The following is a 13,777-nucleotide window of genomic DNA, read 5'->3' as shown; positions in this document are numbered from 1 at the left end:
TGGCGAACACCCGAACGCTTACTTGTTTATAAAATAAGTATTTGAGGTTCACACGACCATCGTCCAGCAAACCTACCCCTTCGAATAGCCAATGCTGGCACTTATAAAGTTTCGGGAAAAAAACTTTGTAGTAACGTGGGGTCGCAAGATTATAGAGAAGTCTCCCGCAAAGAGCGAACCCTTTTTGACGAAAAATCATAAATCCCTGAAGTCAGTGTAACGGCCGCCCTTGTGCGATGCACTGTTTCTTTTTTATACGATTTATCGCCTGCCTTTTAGTCAACAAGATCAAGGCAGATGCGGTCTTTTCAGGTATTCCTCGCTCTGCATCTCCTGCAGGCGTGAGAGGCAACGCTGATATTCGAACTTCAGCCGCTCGCCCTGATAAATCTCAAACATCGGCACCGCGGCAGAGATAACCAGCTTCACATGACGTTCATAGAACTCATCCACCAGCGCCAGAAAACGTCGCGCTGCATTCTCGCTGTCCGCCCCCATCACCGGCACATTGTGCAGTAACACGCTGTGATAGATTTTTGAAAGAGCGATGTAGTCGAGCTGGCTGCGCGCTTCTTCGCACAAAGTATGAAATTCTACCGCCAGCACGCCGTCGACAGCGGCGATCGCCTGCATCGGACGATGATTCACTTCCAGCACCGGTTTTGTCTCGGCTGAGCCGCTGTGATTACCGGTCAGCTTGCCAAGCATTGAATGCATCGCGTCAGTGGTCTCTTCCCCGGCCGGTGACAGCCAAAGATTCGCCTGCGTCAGCGTACGCAGACGGTAATCAATGCCCGCATCGACATTCAACACGTCGCAGTATTCTTTAATCAGATCGATTGCAGGCAGGAAGCGCGCGCGTTGCAGCCCGTTGCGGTACAGCAGGTCCGGCGGAATGTTAGACGTAGCGATAAGCGTGATACCACGGGCAAACAGCGCCTGTAACAGCGTAGCCAGCAGCATGGCATCGGTGATATCAGAGACAAAGAATTCGTCGAAACACAGCACGTCGGTTTCAGCCTTGAAGCGATCGGCGATCACTTCCAGCGGATCTTCCTGCCCCTGCAACTGCGTCAGCTCTTCATGAACGCGCAGCATAAAACGGTGGAAGTGCAGGCGCAATTTGCGCTCGCCCGGCAAACTATGGAAAAACAAATCCATCAGCCAGGTCTTGCCGCGCCCTACTCCGCCCCACATATATAAGCCCTGAACCGGACGCTGCGCAGTTTTTACCGGTGCCTTGCCGAACAGGCGCCCCAGCATGCCACCACGTTTGGCTGACTGAGCGGCAGGGGCTGAGATGGCACTGAGTGCCTGATAGATGGTATCAAGCTGGGCCACAGCCTGCTTCTGAACGGCGTCCGGCTGGAACTCTCCGGCATCAACAGCGTTCTGATAAAGGATAAGGGGTGATTTGGGTTGCATGTTAGTTAACGTCCCTGAGAAAAAATTTTAATGTTTTTCACGTCGTTTAGCCGCTTTTTTGCTGTCGGTTCGCTGCTTTTCCCTTCAGTCTGTGCGCGAAAAAGGCGCCGGACTGCGGTGATTGTGACGGCAGGATTCCACACAGACAAGGTTAACGGTTATAGTGGAGCTATTGCATGACGAATGCGTGTGACAATAACGTTAAAAGCATTGTGTAAAAAAGTTAAGTCATAAAAGTTACGTGAAAAAGCCCTGCGGGACAACGAAGTCAAAATAGGAGTCATTATGACCTGGGAGTATGCACTCATTGGATTAGTGGTCGGTATCGCGATTGGTGCGGTGGCGATGCGCTTTGGCAATCGTCAATTACGCGATCAGCAAGTCATGAAAAATGAGCTGGAGAAAAGCAAAGCAGAACTCGACGAATATCGTCAGGAACTGACAGGCCACTTTGCGCGCAGCGCAGAACTGCTCGATAACATGGCGACGGATTACCGTCAGCTTTATCAGCACATGGCGAAAAGCTCTAACAACCTGCTGCCGGACATGCCTGCACAGGATAATCCTTTCAACTACCGTCTGACAGGTTCTGAAGCCGATAACGATCAGGCACCGGTTCAGATGCCACGCGATTACTCTGATGGTGCATCGGGTCTGTTGCGCGGCGAGCGTCCTGTACGCAAATAACCCACGCAACATTGCCCGGCATCGCTGTTCATCGGCGCCGGGACAACCACGGTGCATGCCCTGCGCATGCACCGTCTCCGGACCTGCCCTTTCCCGTGCTGTGAATCATCATTCGATTGTCGATAAAGACGCCCATTACAGAAAGCGAGAGAGTTATCCTGATGAAGAAAAAGTCATTTTTGCTCAGTGTGTTAGCTGTTAGCCTCGGATTAACCTTCGCTTCTGCGCCGATGGCAACTGCTGCTTTGCCGATGGCCGTTCAGGGGCAACCGCTGCCCAGTCTCGCGCCGATGCTTGAAAAAGTATTGCCCGCCGTGGTTGGCGTTCAGGTTTCCGGTACACAACCGCCAAGCACAGACGTACCTCCCGAATTCAAATTTTTCTTTGGTCAGCAAGATCCTGAACCTAATCAGGGCGCTCAGCCGTTTGAAGGGCTGGGTTCCGGCGTCATCATTGATGCTGCCAAAGGCTATGTCCTCACCAACAACCATGTGGTGAACAATGCCGATAAGATTACCGTCCAGCTCAACGATGGCCGCGAATACAAAGCCAAACTGATTGGCAAAGATGACCAGTCGGACATTGCAGTGATCCAGCTGATTGACGCAAAAAACCTGACGCAAATTGCGATGGCCGATTCCGATGCCTTACAGGTTGGCGATTTCGCCGTCGCGGTAGGGAATCCCTTCGGACTGGGGCAGACCGTCACATCAGGGATTGTTTCCGCACTTGGACGCAGCGGGTTGAATCTCGAAGGGCTGGAAAACTTTATCCAGACCGATGCTTCCATTAACCGAGGCAACTCCGGTGGCGCACTGCTGAATCTGAAAGGCGAACTTATCGGGATCAACACTGCGATCATCTCCTCTCAGGGCGGCAGCGTCGGGATTGGTTTTGCGATCCCGGTAAATATGGCGAAAAATCTGAGCCACCAGCTGATTGAGTTTGGCGAAGTCAAACGCGGTCTGCTGGGTATTCGCGGCAGCGAAATGACGCCGGAACTGGCGCAGGCATTTAAACTGGACAGCCAGCGCGGCGCGTTCGTCAATGAAGTGCTGCCAGACTCTGCGGCGGCCAAAGCGGGCATCAAATCCGGCGACGTATTAATTACGTTACAGGGCAAAACGCTCAGCAGCTTCGCGGAACTGCGCGCCAAAGTCGGCACCGCCGGACCTGGCGTGGTGATGCAGATTGGTTTACTGCGCGAAGGCAAACCGATGACCGTCAATGTCACGCTGGCGCAAAGCCCGGCCGTGGAAGTGGGCATCGAGAAGATCAATCCGGCATTGCAAGGCGTCACGCTCAGTGATGTGGAGGCGAAAACCGGCAAGGGCGTTAAGGTCGATGACGTCAAAAAAGGCACACCGGCTGAACAGGTGGGTCTGGAAAAAGACGATGTGATCATCGGCGTTAACCGTGAACCCATCGACAATCTGGCGGCGTTGCGCAAAATACTCGAAACCAAACCGGATCTGATTGCCCTGAGCATTGTGCGTAAAGGGCAAAATATGTACCTGCTGATGCCGTAAAGCGTTGAAAATCGGACGCAGGTGCTGCTGCGTCCGATTAACTCGTGCTATTCTTCAGTCACTTTTCCTCTCGTACCCATACACTCATGTTTGTTAAGCTATTGAGATCCGCTGTTATTGGTCTGATTGTTGCCGGAATTTTGCTGGCGGCGGTGCCTATGCTGCGTAAAAAGATCACGGAACCGTTGTTCGAACGCAATTTCACCCAAACCAGCGAAGAACCGGTTAGCTATAACTCGGGTGTACGACACGCCGCGCCGGCAGTGGTCAACGTATACAACCGCAACATGGGCAACAGCTCGCAAAACGAATTGCAGATCCGCACGCTAGGTTCTGGCGTGATCATGAATGACAACGGCTATATTCTCACCAACAAGCATGTTATCAATAATGCTGACCAGATTATTGTTGCCTTGCAGGATGGCCGGGTATTCGAAGCGCTGCTGGTCGGCTCCGACAGCCTGACAGATCTGGCCGTGCTGAAAATCAACGCCGGGAATTTGCCAGTCATCCCGATTAACCCGAACCGTAATCCGCACGTCGGCGACATCGTGATGGCGATCGGCAACCCGTACAATCTCGGGCAGACGGTGACACAGGGTATCATCAGCGCCACAGGCCGTATCGGCCTCAGCCCGTCCGGCCGTCAGAACTTCCTGCAAACCGATGCCTCGATAAACCAGGGTAACTCAGGCGGCGCGCTGGTCAATTCACTCGGCGAGCTGGTGGGTATCAATACATTATCCTTTGACCAGAGCAACGATGGCGCGACGCCGGAAGGGATCGGCTTTGCCATCCCTACCGCACTGGCGACCAAAGTGATGGGCAAACTGATCCGCGACGGCCGCGTTATTCGCGGTTATATCGGGATCAGCGGCCGCGAGGTGTCGCCACTGCACGGCCCGAACAGCGGTCTGGATCGCATTCAGGGCATCGTGGTAAACGAAGTGACAGCTAACGGCCCGGCGGCCAATGCGGGTATGCGGGTCAGTGACGTCATTGTTAACGTGAATAACAAACCGGCAGTTTCCGCTATCGAAACGATGGATCAGGTTGCGGAAGTGCGTCCCGGCACCGTTATTCCGGTGGAAATCATGCGCAACGGCGACAAGCTGACGTTGCAGGTCACCGTGCAGGAATATCCTGACCACTGACCCTAAACCCCATAAACGAAAAAGCCGGAAAGGTTTCCCCTTCCGGCTTTTTTATTGCGTCAGGCTTAAGAATTACTCGCCTTTGAAACGCTCAATTTTCGCGCCCAGCTGACGCAGTTTATCTTCAATACGCTCATAGCCACGATCGATATGATAAATACGGTCAACCACGGTGACGCCTTCTGCAATACAACCCGCCAGAACCAGGCTGGCTGATGCGCGCAAATCAGTCGCCATCACCTGCGCGCCAGACAGTTTTTCAACGCCATGACAGATAAGCGTGCTGCCTTCGATTTCCGCGTGAGCCCCCATACGGATTAGCTCAGGGATGTGCATGAAGCGGTTTTCGAAGATGGTTTCGGTGATAACACCGGTACCTTCTGCCACCAGATTCAACAGGCTAAACTGCGCCTGCATATCGGTCGGGAAACCAGGGTGAGGCGCAGTGCGGAAGGTGACTGCTTTAGCGCGTTTGCCGTGCATATCCAGGCTGACCCAGTCTTCACCCACTTCAACGTCGCCGCCCGCTTCACGCAGTTTTGCCAGAACGGCATCCAGCGTATCAGGGCGCGCTTCACGGCAGGTGACTTTACCGCCGGAGATAGCCGCTGCCACCAGGAAAGTCCCGGTTTCGATACGGTCAGGAACTACGCGATATACACCGCCACCAAGACGGACTACACCTTCGATGGTAATTTTATCGGTGCCTGCACCGGTGATTTTTGCACCAATCGTGTTGAGGAAGTTGGCGGTATCGACAATTTCCGGCTCGCGCGCGGCGTTTTCAATGATGGTGGTGCCTTCGGCAAGCGTAGCAGCACTCATGATGGTGACCGTCGCGCCCACGCTGACTTTATCCATCACGATGTGCGCACCTTTCAGGCGACCCTCTACAGAGGCTTTTACGTAACCCTCTTCCAGCACAATTGTTGCGCCCAGCTGTTCCAGACCGGTGATATGCAGGTCAACAGGACGTGCGCCAATCGCGCAGCCGCCCGGCAGAGAAACCTGACCACGGCCAAAGCGCGCAACCAGAGGACCGAGTGCCCAGATGGAAGCACGCATGGTTTTCACCAGATCGTACGGCGCACAAAACTCATTCACACCGCTGGCATCCACGAACACAGAACCGTTGCGTTCAATCTTGGTGCCCAGCTGACCAAGCAGCTTGATGGTGGTATCAATGTCTTTCAGATGAGGAACGTTCTGAAGTTCAACCGGCTCCTCTGCGAGCAGTGCGGCAAACAAAATAGGAAGTGCGGCGTTTTTTGCACCAGAGATAGTCACTTCGCCGTTTAAGCGAGTCCCACCCTGTACACGAAATTTATCCATTAGGACGGCTCTCTTTTATGAGGTTCAAATTGGAGGAAGCTGCGGATACCCGACAGTCTTATAAACCACTCAGTTTACGGTCACGCGCCCATTCTTCCGGGGTATAAGCCTTGATAGACAGTGCGTGAATTCGATTGTCGGCGATGTATTCCATCAGCGGGGCGTAAACGGTCTGCTGTTTTTTCACGCGGCTCATGCCATCAAACATCGCACCAACGACAATGGCCTGAAAATGACTGCCATCGCCAGTAATGTGGGCTTCATCCAGTGCCAAAGCATTCATCAGCACTTCTTTAATTTCATTCGTTTCCATAGGGATCTATTCTTCTGAAGGATCATAACAGCCCGGTATCTTATAGGGATCGGGGCAAATCTTAAACCACGAAAAAGCCCCTGAGGAAGAGTTTCGCACAGGGGCTTTGAGGTCTTTACGTTAGCAGTTCACGGCAGGTTCGCTAACTTACCGTAACCACTCACTATTCTTTATTCACTGACTGACCGCCGGAGCGGAGATGTCGGCTGGAATAATGTCCTGAAGGTTATACAGCGTGATCAGCGTTCTCAGCCGGTCGGTAGTACCTTCAAGGGTCAGGGAGATGCCTTGCTGGCTGGCTTCCTGACGCAAATGCACAAGCAACGCCAGACCGGAAGAATCCACGCGATCCAGCCCGGAGACATCCAGACGCGTGACGCCGGTCAGCAGCGATTTACGCGCATCCCAGACCGGCAACAACGTTTCGCGATCCAGGCAGCCGCGCAACGTCAGCAACGGCGGCTGGCATTCCCAGCGCAGGGCATCACTCATTTTTGATCCAGAGTAATCGGTTGTGCCGCAGCCTGTTTCAGGCGTGCAGTCAGACCATCAATCCCTTTCTGACGCAGGATATCCGCCCATTCATTTTGCTTAGTGGAAATCATGCTGACGCCTTCGGCTATCATGTCATACGCCTGCCACTCACCGGTGCGGCTGTTTTTACGCCACTGGAAATCCAGACGAACCGGAGGACGGCCGTTTGGATCGGTGATGGTCACGCGGATGGCGATGATATCTTTGTCGGCATAAGACTGTTCTGGCTGAACCTGATAGCTCTGACCGTTGTACAGCGCCAGCGCCTGGCCATAAGCCTGCTGCAGATAATCGCTGAACGCCGCGAAGTAAGCATCACGCTGTGCCGGGGTAGCCTGCTGATAATAGCGGCCTAACACCAGCGCACCGGCATATTTGATTTGCACATACGGCAGAAGCTCGTCGCGGACGACCTGACGCAGATAGTTTGGATCCTGCTTAATTTTTGGCTGTTCGTTTTTAAGACGGGTGAAAGTCTTGTTCGCCGCTTCATTCATCACGCTGTAGGGATTGGTTTTATCCACAGCAGCATTGGCCATCGGGGCCATCACTACCAGCAGCGCAGCAATTACTAAACGTTTAAACATTCTAACTTCCTCTTTATTGGAGAATCCACGTTGCCAAATGCTTATTGCGCAGCCGGTTGCGGCGCTGTATTAGCATCAGGTGCAGGGGTGGCATTTGCAGCAGGTGCCTCGCCCGCATCAGGGTCGGCCTTTCCATCACCGCTCTTGTACAGGAACTGACCGATCAGATCTTCAAGAACCAGCGCTGATTTGGTGTCCTGAATGACGCCGCCCTCTTTAAGGATAGTCGTCCCCATCTCAGGATCTTCAAAACCAATATTCAGTGCCAGGAATTGTTCGCCCAGTAGACCGGAGGTACGGATCGCCAGCGTACTGGTGCTTGGGATCTGGTTGTACTTCTGGTCAATATTCATTTCGACACGCGGAGAATAATTTTTATCCAACGTGATGCTACTGACACGACCGATAACTACGCCGCCCACTTTCACCGGTGAACCGCTTTTAAGGCCACCGATATTGTCGAAGTCCGCAGAAATACGGTAAGTGGGATCCGAACCGATGGAGCGGATATCTGCGACTTTCAGACACAGGAAGACCACCGCAATCAATGCGATAATCATAAATGCGCCAACCCAGATTTCACTCTTTTTCGTTTGCATGGTTTTAATTTCCAAACATCAGTGCTGTCAGCACAAAATCTAATCCCAGCACCGCCAGTGACGAATGCACCACAGTACGTGTCGTTGCCCGGCTGATCCCTTCGGACGTCGGGATCGCATCATAGCCATTGAAAAGCGCAATCCAGGTCACTGTGATCGCGAAAACAAGGCTTTTAATCAGGCAGTTAAGCAAGTCAGTCCGCCAGTCTACCGCGGTTTGCATCGCTGACCAGAAGAAACCGCTGTCGATACCTTTCCAATCCACGCCGACCAGCGATCCCCCCCAGATCCCTACCGCGACAAATATTGCCGTCAGCAAAGGCATGGAAATCAGACCGGCCCAGAAACGCGGTGCCACAACGCGGCGCAGCGGATCGATCGCCATCATTTCAAGACTGGAGATTTGCTCCGTCGCTTTCATCAGACCCAGCTCTGCGGTTAAAGCAGAACCGGCGCGACCGGCAAACAGTAAGGCGGTCACCACAGGGCCCAGCTCGCGCAGCAAAGAGAGCGCGACCATCATGCCCAGACTGGCTTCAGCACTGTAGGTGGTTAAAATCAGGTAGCCCTGTAACCCCAGCACCATGCCGATAAACAGGCCGGACACCAGGATGATTAACAGGGAGAGCACGCCGACGCTGTAGAGTTGCTTGATGAGCAACGGCCACTGCTTGGCGAATTGCGGCTTACCGACCAGTGCCCGGAAGAGCATCAGGCCCGCACGGCCAAAAGAGACGCAGGTTTGTATCCCGCGACGCCCGACTGAGGCTAGCGCCTTAGTTAACATAAATAGGAAACTCCATCATCCGAGCAACTCGGCTTTGTAATCACCGGCCGGGAAACGGAAAGGCACCGGTCCATCGGCAATACCGTCAAGGAACTGACGAACGCGCGGATCAGGATTGTTTTGCAGCTCCTCAGGCGTTCCTTCAGCAATGACATGTTGTGCAGCCACGATATAAGCGTAATCGGCAATACTCAGCACTTCGGGGACGTCGTGAGACACCACGATGCAGGTGACGCCAAGCGCATGGTTCAGCTCATCAATCAGTTTAACCAGCACGCCCATAGTAATGGGATCCTGCCCGACGAACGGCTCATCGAACATGATAAGTTCCGGGTCGAGCGCAATAGCACGCGCCAGTGCCACGCGTCTGGCCATCCCGCCGGATAATTCAGCAGGCATCAGTTCACCGGCACCGCGCAAACCGACCGCTTCCAGCTTCATGGTTACCGTGCTGCGCAGCAAGGCTTCCGGCAATTTACTGTGTTCGCGCAGCGGAAACGCCACATTCTCGAACACATTGAGGTCAGTAAACAATGCACCGGACTGAAACAACATGCTCATTTTCTTGCGGGACTCATACAGCTTGCGGCGCGAAAGAGTCGGAATATTGTCCCCGTCGAACCAGATTTCACCGCTGTCGGGCGTCAGCTGACCACCGATCAGGCGCAGCAACGTCGTTTTACCGATCCCTGAAGGCCCCATAATGGCGGTGATTTTGCCTCGCGGCACCGTCATATTTATCTCTTCGAAAATGGGACGATCGCCGCGCACGAAGCTCATGCCCTTGATCTCTACCAGATTCGACTCGCTTTGACTCATTCGTTTATCCCTTCGGAATGCCTTTGCAAAAGACGACTTCCGCTTAAATTACTTTCGCTAAGAATACGTCTGGCACGCAAGCCGTGTTGTATAACTTTGGTATTTTTACAAAAACTTACCCCAGTTTCGTTACCAAAGTTGCCATCGATTTACTTTTCCGCCACAGACGGTCAAAATCAACGAATAACCATTTTATGATAAAAGCCTTCATCGTCTAACATACAGGAACCTGCTGGCGCCCTTTTCAGACAAAATATCGCGCCAGCCTATGTTGACGAAGGAATCGCCTGCCCGCCAGGGCTACGAACCTCGCATTATACCCAAGAAAGGATGTTTCATGCTTCTCGCTATCGTACTGATGATTGTCGGCCTCTTACTTCTTGTGTATGCCGCCGATCGTCTGGTGTACGGAGCCGCAGTATTAGCACGTTCGATGGGCATGCCTCCGCTTATTATCGGGATGACCGTCGTCGGCGTCGGGATCTCCCTTCCTGAGCTGGTCGTTTCCACCACTGCCGCCATCAATGATCAAATGGATTTGGCGGTCGGAAACGCAATTGGTTCAAATATCATTAATATTCTTCTGATTTTGGGCGGTGCAGCCCTGATTCATCCACTTTCCGTGCGTTCTGATATATTACGCCGCGAACTCCCTCTATTGTTACTGGTCACAGGGCTCTGCGGTTTTCTGTTAAGTGACGGTGAACTCAGCCGCGTTGATGGCGTTTTGCTGCTGGCCAGCGCCGCGGCCTTTATGATGCTGGTGATAAAAATCGCCCGCGCGGCCGAAAAAGAAGGGCTCGATACGCTGACTTATGAGCAGATGTCCGAGCTGCCTTCCGACAGCAGTAACACCGTGGCGTTTTTGTGGCTGGCGCTGGGCTTTATCATTATGCCGCTGGCGTCAGGGATGATTGTCGATAACAGTACCGTGATTGCCCGTTATTTTGGCGTCAGCGAGCTGGTGATTGGCCTGACGGTAATTGCCATTGGAACCAGCCTGCCGGAACTGGCGACGTTTATTGCCGGTGCTCTTAAAGGTGAAGACGACATCGCGCTGGGTAACATCATCGGCGCGAATATCTTTAATACCTGTCTGGTGCTGGGATTACCCGCGCTGGTGGCGCCGGGCTCGTTCAACCCGGATGCGTTTCATCGCGATTACTGGGTCATGCTGGCGGTCAGTATAGTACTAACCGGGCTGTGCCTGATGCGAAAACACCGTATCGGTCATTTAGCCGGTGCACTGTTACTCTGTGGATTTATCGCTTATATGGCGGTGCTGTTCCTTCAACCGGACGGTATCGGCCTCTGAACTCTGTCAGGAATTGACTATGGCTAACGATATCCTCGCCTCCGACTTTGATTTCCAGGCTGTCGGACGTGAAGTGCTGAAAACAGAACGTGAAGGACTTGAGCAGTTAGATCAATACATCAACGGTGATTTCACCCGTGCCTGTGAGAAGATTTTCGCCTGCACCGGTAAAGTCGTGGTGATGGGAATGGGCAAGTCAGGCCACATCGGCCGGAAAATGGCCGCCACCTTCGCCAGTACTGGCACCCCGGCGTTTTTTGTTCACCCGGGCGAAGCCAGCCATGGCGATCTCGGCATGGTGTCCAAACAGGACGTCGTGATCCTGATTTCCAACTCCGGCGAAGCGAATGAGATTCTCTCGCTAATCCCGGTGTTAAAGCGTTTAGCCATTACGCTTATCTGCATGACCGCGAATCCCGAAAGTACCATGGGAAAAGCGGCCGACGTGCATCTTTGCGTGCGGGTGCCCAAAGAGGCGTGCCCGCTCGGCTTAGCACCAACCAGCAGCACCACGGCGGTACTGGTGATGGGTGATGCCCTTGCCGTTGCGCTGCTTGAAGCACGCGGTTTTACGCCGGAAGATTTCGCCCTGTCACATCCCGGCGGAGCACTGGGTCGCAAGCTCCTGCTGCGCGTTAGCGATATCATGCACTCAGGTGATGAAATACCCCACGTCAGCCGCGATGCGTCTTTGCGCGATGCCCTGCTGGAAATCACCCGCAAGAATCTGGGGATGACCGTTATCTGCGACGACCTGATGAAAATTCATGGGATCTTCACCGACGGCGATTTACGTCGGATTTTCGACATGGGCGTCAATATCAACACTGCGTCCATTGCGGATGTGATGACCACCGGCGGCGTTCGCGTGCGTCCTTCCCTGCTGGCCGTCGATGCGCTGAATTTAATGCAGGAAAAACACATTACCTGTGTGATGGTTGCTGATGGTGACCAGTTGTTGGGTGTGTTACATATGCACGACATGCTGCGCGCTGGCGTAGTTTAATTGAGGAATGCCCTGAATGAGTATTAGCACAGCCCTGGTGGATACCTGCTACGGTCCGGTCAGCACCGACGTGCTTGAACGGGCAAAAGCGGTTCGCCTGCTGATTTGCGATGTGGACGGCGTCATGTCTGATGGCCTGATCTACATGGGAAATCAGGGAGAAGAGCTGAAAAGTTTTAACGTTCGCGACGGTTATGGCATCCGTTGCCTGCTGACTTCTGACATTGAGGTCGCCATTATTACAGGCCGCAATGCGAAATTATTGGAAGATCGCGCCAAAACACTTGGGATCCGTCACTTGTATCAAGGTCAATCAGATAAGCTTTTGGCCTTCCGCGAACTGTTAGATACACTGTCGCTTCGGGCAGAGGAAGTCGCTTACATCGGTGATGACCTGATTGACTGGCCGGTAATGGCCGAAGTGGGTTTGTCCGTCGCGGTTCAGGACGCACATCCTATCCTGCTGCCAAAGGCGCATTACGTCACCCGCATTGCCGGTGGCCGTGGCGCAGTTCGCGAATTATGTGATTTGATTCTGCTGGCGCAGGGCAAGCTGGAGGACGCCAAAGGGCTGTCGATATGAATAAAACAAGACTTTGGATCATTCTGGTTCTGACAGCCATTGTTCTGGTGCTGATTGGCTGGTCGCTGTCTGATAACTCCGATGACGCGCCGCAGGCGGTTAACGATCAGGATCCGACCTATCAAAGCTCCCACACGGTCACCATGGTGTATGACCCGCTGGGCAGCCTGACGTACAAACTGGTCTCCGATCAGGTCAAATACTACACCACCGATCAGGTAACCTGGTTTACCAACCCGGTGGCGACTATGTATGACAAGAATAAAGTTCCAACCTGGGTACTGCGTTCTGATAAAGCCAAGATGACTCAGGATAAAATGCTCTATCTTTATGGGCATGTGCAGGCAGATAGTCTGACGCCGGAAACATCACAGCTGCAAAGAATCAAAACGGACAATGCACGGGTTAACCTGACGACACAAGACGTTGCCTCAGACGATGAAGTGACGCTTTACGGTACAGGTTTTACATCTAACGGCATGAAAATGCGTGGTAATCTGCGTGATAAAACAGCAGAGCTGATCGAAAAGGTAACGACCTCTTATGAAATTCAAAGTAAAAAATAAAATCCGTAATCTTCTGATCACAGGCTCCTTGCTGGCCGTCAGTATTCCAGCATTCGCGTTAAAAGATGACACGACGAAACCGATCACCATTGATTCCGCCAATCAGGCGCTGGATGTGAATACCAACACAGCGACCTTTACCGGCAACGTGGTGGTGAATCAGGGTTCGATTCAGGTCAAAGCCGATAAAGTGGTCGTGATCCGCCCGCAAGGCGTATCCGGTAAAGAAGTGGTTGAAGGCTACGGCAACCCGGTGACTTTCTACCAGTTGCAGGACAACGGCAAACCTATCAAAGGCCACGCGCAGAAAGTCCGTTATGAAGTGGAAACCGATCTGGTGACCCTCACCGGCAACGCGTACTTAGAACAGCTCGACAGCAACGTGAAAGGCGATCGCATTACCTATCTGGTGCAAAAGCAGCAGATGGAAGCCTTCAGTGATAAAGGCAACCGTGTCACGACCGTTCTGGTTCCGACGCAGTTGCAGGAAAAGACCCCGGCAGCAGCCGGCGGCCAGACCAAAAAGAGTAACTGATAATTT

At 53.1% G+C, this 13,777-nt stretch carries 16 protein-coding genes; 8 read left to right on the top strand and 8 right to left on the bottom strand.

The window, feature by feature from the left end; all coding sequences use genetic code 11:
- Window positions 1-288: 288 nt before the first annotated feature.
- Window positions 289-1,425 (bottom strand): cell division protein ZapE, encoded by a 1,137-nt coding sequence (gene zapE / locus ACMHLI_RS17620; RefSeq protein ID WP_413530570.1) that lies wholly within the window; start codon window positions 1,423-1,425, stop codon window positions 289-291.
- 285 nt (window positions 1,426-1,710) lie between these two features.
- On the opposite strand from zapE, the gene zapG reads away from it, so the two are divergent.
- From zapG to degS, 3 genes are all read left to right on the top strand, one after another.
- Complete coding sequence (zapG, locus tag ACMHLI_RS17615; protein ID WP_112169216.1) at window positions 1,711-2,112, top strand: Z-ring associated protein ZapG; 402 nt, start codon at window positions 1,711-1,713, stop codon at window positions 2,110-2,112.
- 161 nt (window positions 2,113-2,273) lie between these two features.
- On the top strand, window positions 2,274-3,641 hold the full coding sequence (gene degQ / locus ACMHLI_RS17610) for a serine endoprotease DegQ (RefSeq protein WP_413530569.1): 1,368 nt from the start codon (window positions 2,274-2,276) through the stop codon (window positions 3,639-3,641).
- Between the two features lie 86 nt (window positions 3,642-3,727).
- On the top strand, window positions 3,728-4,795 hold the full coding sequence (gene degS, locus ACMHLI_RS17605) for an outer membrane-stress sensor serine endopeptidase DegS (RefSeq protein WP_413530568.1): 1,068 nt from the start codon (window positions 3,728-3,730) through the stop codon (window positions 4,793-4,795).
- Between the two features lie 72 nt (window positions 4,796-4,867).
- Here degS and murA read toward each other — a convergent pair whose 3' ends face one another.
- The 7 genes from murA to mlaF all read right to left on the bottom strand — a co-directional run bounded on the left by murA (window position 4,868) and on the right by mlaF (window position 9,766).
- Complete coding sequence (murA, locus tag ACMHLI_RS17600; protein ID WP_413530567.1) at window positions 4,868-6,127, bottom strand: UDP-N-acetylglucosamine 1-carboxyvinyltransferase; 1,260 nt, start codon at window positions 6,125-6,127, stop codon at window positions 4,868-4,870.
- A gap of 58 nt (window positions 6,128-6,185) precedes the next feature.
- Window positions 6,186-6,440 carry a BolA family iron metabolism protein IbaG gene (gene ibaG / locus ACMHLI_RS17595; RefSeq protein WP_112169210.1) on the bottom strand — a complete coding sequence of 85 codons (255 nt, stop codon included), beginning with the start codon at window positions 6,438-6,440 and terminating at the stop codon, window positions 6,186-6,188.
- Window positions 6,441-6,614: 174 nt separating this feature from the next.
- Window positions 6,615-6,932, bottom strand: a complete 318-nt coding sequence (gene mlaB / locus ACMHLI_RS17590) for a lipid asymmetry maintenance protein MlaB (RefSeq protein WP_413530566.1) — start codon at window positions 6,930-6,932, stop codon at window positions 6,615-6,617.
- The gene (gene mlaC, locus ACMHLI_RS17585) at window positions 6,929-7,561 is read right to left on the bottom strand and encodes a phospholipid-binding protein MlaC (RefSeq protein ID WP_413530565.1); all 633 of its coding nucleotides are present in this window, start codon (window positions 7,559-7,561) and stop codon (window positions 6,929-6,931) included. The genes mlaB and mlaC overlap by 4 nt, the downstream gene beginning before the upstream one ends.
- A gap of 41 nt (window positions 7,562-7,602) precedes the next feature.
- On the bottom strand, window positions 7,603-8,160 hold the full coding sequence (gene mlaD / locus ACMHLI_RS17580) for an outer membrane lipid asymmetry maintenance protein MlaD (protein ID WP_413530564.1): 558 nt from the start codon (window positions 8,158-8,160) through the stop codon (window positions 7,603-7,605).
- A 4-nt stretch (window positions 8,161-8,164) separates the two neighbouring features.
- Complete coding sequence (mlaE, locus tag ACMHLI_RS17575) at window positions 8,165-8,947, bottom strand: lipid asymmetry maintenance ABC transporter permease subunit MlaE (protein ID WP_112169205.1); 783 nt, start codon at window positions 8,945-8,947, stop codon at window positions 8,165-8,167.
- A gap of 15 nt (window positions 8,948-8,962) precedes the next feature.
- Window positions 8,963-9,766 carry a phospholipid ABC transporter ATP-binding protein MlaF gene (mlaF, locus tag ACMHLI_RS17570; RefSeq protein ID WP_056776271.1) on the bottom strand — a complete coding sequence of 268 codons (804 nt, stop codon included), beginning with the start codon at window positions 9,764-9,766 and terminating at the stop codon, window positions 8,963-8,965.
- A gap of 337 nt (window positions 9,767-10,103) precedes the next feature.
- On the opposite strand from mlaF, the gene ACMHLI_RS17565 reads away from it, so the two are divergent.
- From ACMHLI_RS17565 to lptA, 5 genes are read left to right on the top strand one after another with little or no spacing between them, the layout of a single operon-like run.
- On the top strand, window positions 10,104-11,081 hold the full coding sequence (locus tag ACMHLI_RS17565) for a calcium/sodium antiporter (RefSeq protein WP_413530563.1): 978 nt from the start codon (window positions 10,104-10,106) through the stop codon (window positions 11,079-11,081).
- 19 nt (window positions 11,082-11,100) lie between these two features.
- Window positions 11,101-12,087, top strand: a complete 987-nt coding sequence (gene kdsD / locus ACMHLI_RS17560; protein WP_413530562.1) for an arabinose-5-phosphate isomerase KdsD — start codon at window positions 11,101-11,103, stop codon at window positions 12,085-12,087.
- 16 nt (window positions 12,088-12,103) lie between these two features.
- The gene (gene kdsC / locus ACMHLI_RS17555) at window positions 12,104-12,670 is read left to right on the top strand and encodes a 3-deoxy-manno-octulosonate-8-phosphatase KdsC (RefSeq protein WP_213051481.1); all 567 of its coding nucleotides are present in this window, start codon (window positions 12,104-12,106) and stop codon (window positions 12,668-12,670) included.
- The gene (lptC, locus tag ACMHLI_RS17550; RefSeq protein ID WP_112169195.1) at window positions 12,667-13,236 is read left to right on the top strand and encodes an LPS export ABC transporter periplasmic protein LptC; all 570 of its coding nucleotides are present in this window, start codon (window positions 12,667-12,669) and stop codon (window positions 13,234-13,236) included. Before kdsC ends, lptC begins: the two co-directional genes overlap by 4 nt.
- On the top strand, window positions 13,214-13,771 hold the full coding sequence (gene lptA, locus ACMHLI_RS17545) for a lipopolysaccharide ABC transporter substrate-binding protein LptA (RefSeq protein WP_413530561.1): 558 nt from the start codon (window positions 13,214-13,216) through the stop codon (window positions 13,769-13,771). The genes lptC and lptA overlap by 23 nt, the downstream gene beginning before the upstream one ends.
- Window positions 13,772-13,777: the final 6 nt, after the last annotated feature.

It is taken from the genome of Rahnella inusitata (assembly GCF_965118895.1).
Taxonomy (GTDB): domain Bacteria; phylum Pseudomonadota; class Gammaproteobacteria; order Enterobacterales; family Enterobacteriaceae; genus Rahnella; species Rahnella inusitata_A.
This window is presented reverse-complemented; position numbering and strand designations above follow the sequence as displayed.

Excerpts from the sequence above, each read along its gene's own strand:
- zapE (WP_413530570.1), bottom strand. The coding sequence starts at position 1,425 with ATGCAACCCAAATCACCCCTTATCCTTTATCAGAACGCTGTTGATGCC.
- zapG (WP_112169216.1), top strand. The coding sequence starts at position 1,711 with ATGACCTGGGAGTATGCACTCATTGGATTAGTGGTCGGTATCGCGATT.
- degQ (WP_413530569.1), top strand. The coding sequence starts at position 2,274 with ATGAAGAAAAAGTCATTTTTGCTCAGTGTGTTAGCTGTTAGCCTCGGA.
- degS (WP_413530568.1), top strand. The coding sequence starts at position 3,728 with ATGTTTGTTAAGCTATTGAGATCCGCTGTTATTGGTCTGATTGTTGCC.
- murA (WP_413530567.1), bottom strand. The coding sequence starts at position 6,127 with ATGGATAAATTTCGTGTACAGGGTGGGACTCGCTTAAACGGCGAAGTG.
- ibaG (WP_112169210.1), bottom strand. The coding sequence starts at position 6,440 with ATGGAAACGAATGAAATTAAAGAAGTGCTGATGAATGCTTTGGCACTG.
- mlaB (WP_413530566.1), bottom strand. The coding sequence starts at position 6,932 with ATGAGTGATGCCCTGCGCTGGGAATGCCAGCCGCCGTTGCTGACGTTG.
- mlaC (WP_413530565.1), bottom strand. The coding sequence starts at position 7,561 with ATGTTTAAACGTTTAGTAATTGCTGCGCTGCTGGTAGTGATGGCCCCG.
- mlaD (WP_413530564.1), bottom strand. The coding sequence starts at position 8,160 with ATGCAAACGAAAAAGAGTGAAATCTGGGTTGGCGCATTTATGATTATC.
- mlaE (WP_112169205.1), bottom strand. The coding sequence starts at position 8,947 with ATGTTAACTAAGGCGCTAGCCTCAGTCGGGCGTCGCGGGATACAAACC.
- mlaF (WP_056776271.1), bottom strand. The coding sequence starts at position 9,766 with ATGAGTCAAAGCGAGTCGAATCTGGTAGAGATCAAGGGCATGAGCTTC.
- ACMHLI_RS17565 (WP_413530563.1), top strand. The coding sequence starts at position 10,104 with ATGCTTCTCGCTATCGTACTGATGATTGTCGGCCTCTTACTTCTTGTG.
- kdsD (WP_413530562.1), top strand. The coding sequence starts at position 11,101 with ATGGCTAACGATATCCTCGCCTCCGACTTTGATTTCCAGGCTGTCGGA.
- kdsC (WP_213051481.1), top strand. The coding sequence starts at position 12,104 with ATGAGTATTAGCACAGCCCTGGTGGATACCTGCTACGGTCCGGTCAGC.
- lptC (WP_112169195.1), top strand. The coding sequence starts at position 12,667 with ATGAATAAAACAAGACTTTGGATCATTCTGGTTCTGACAGCCATTGTT.
- lptA (WP_413530561.1), top strand. The coding sequence starts at position 13,214 with ATGAAATTCAAAGTAAAAAATAAAATCCGTAATCTTCTGATCACAGGC.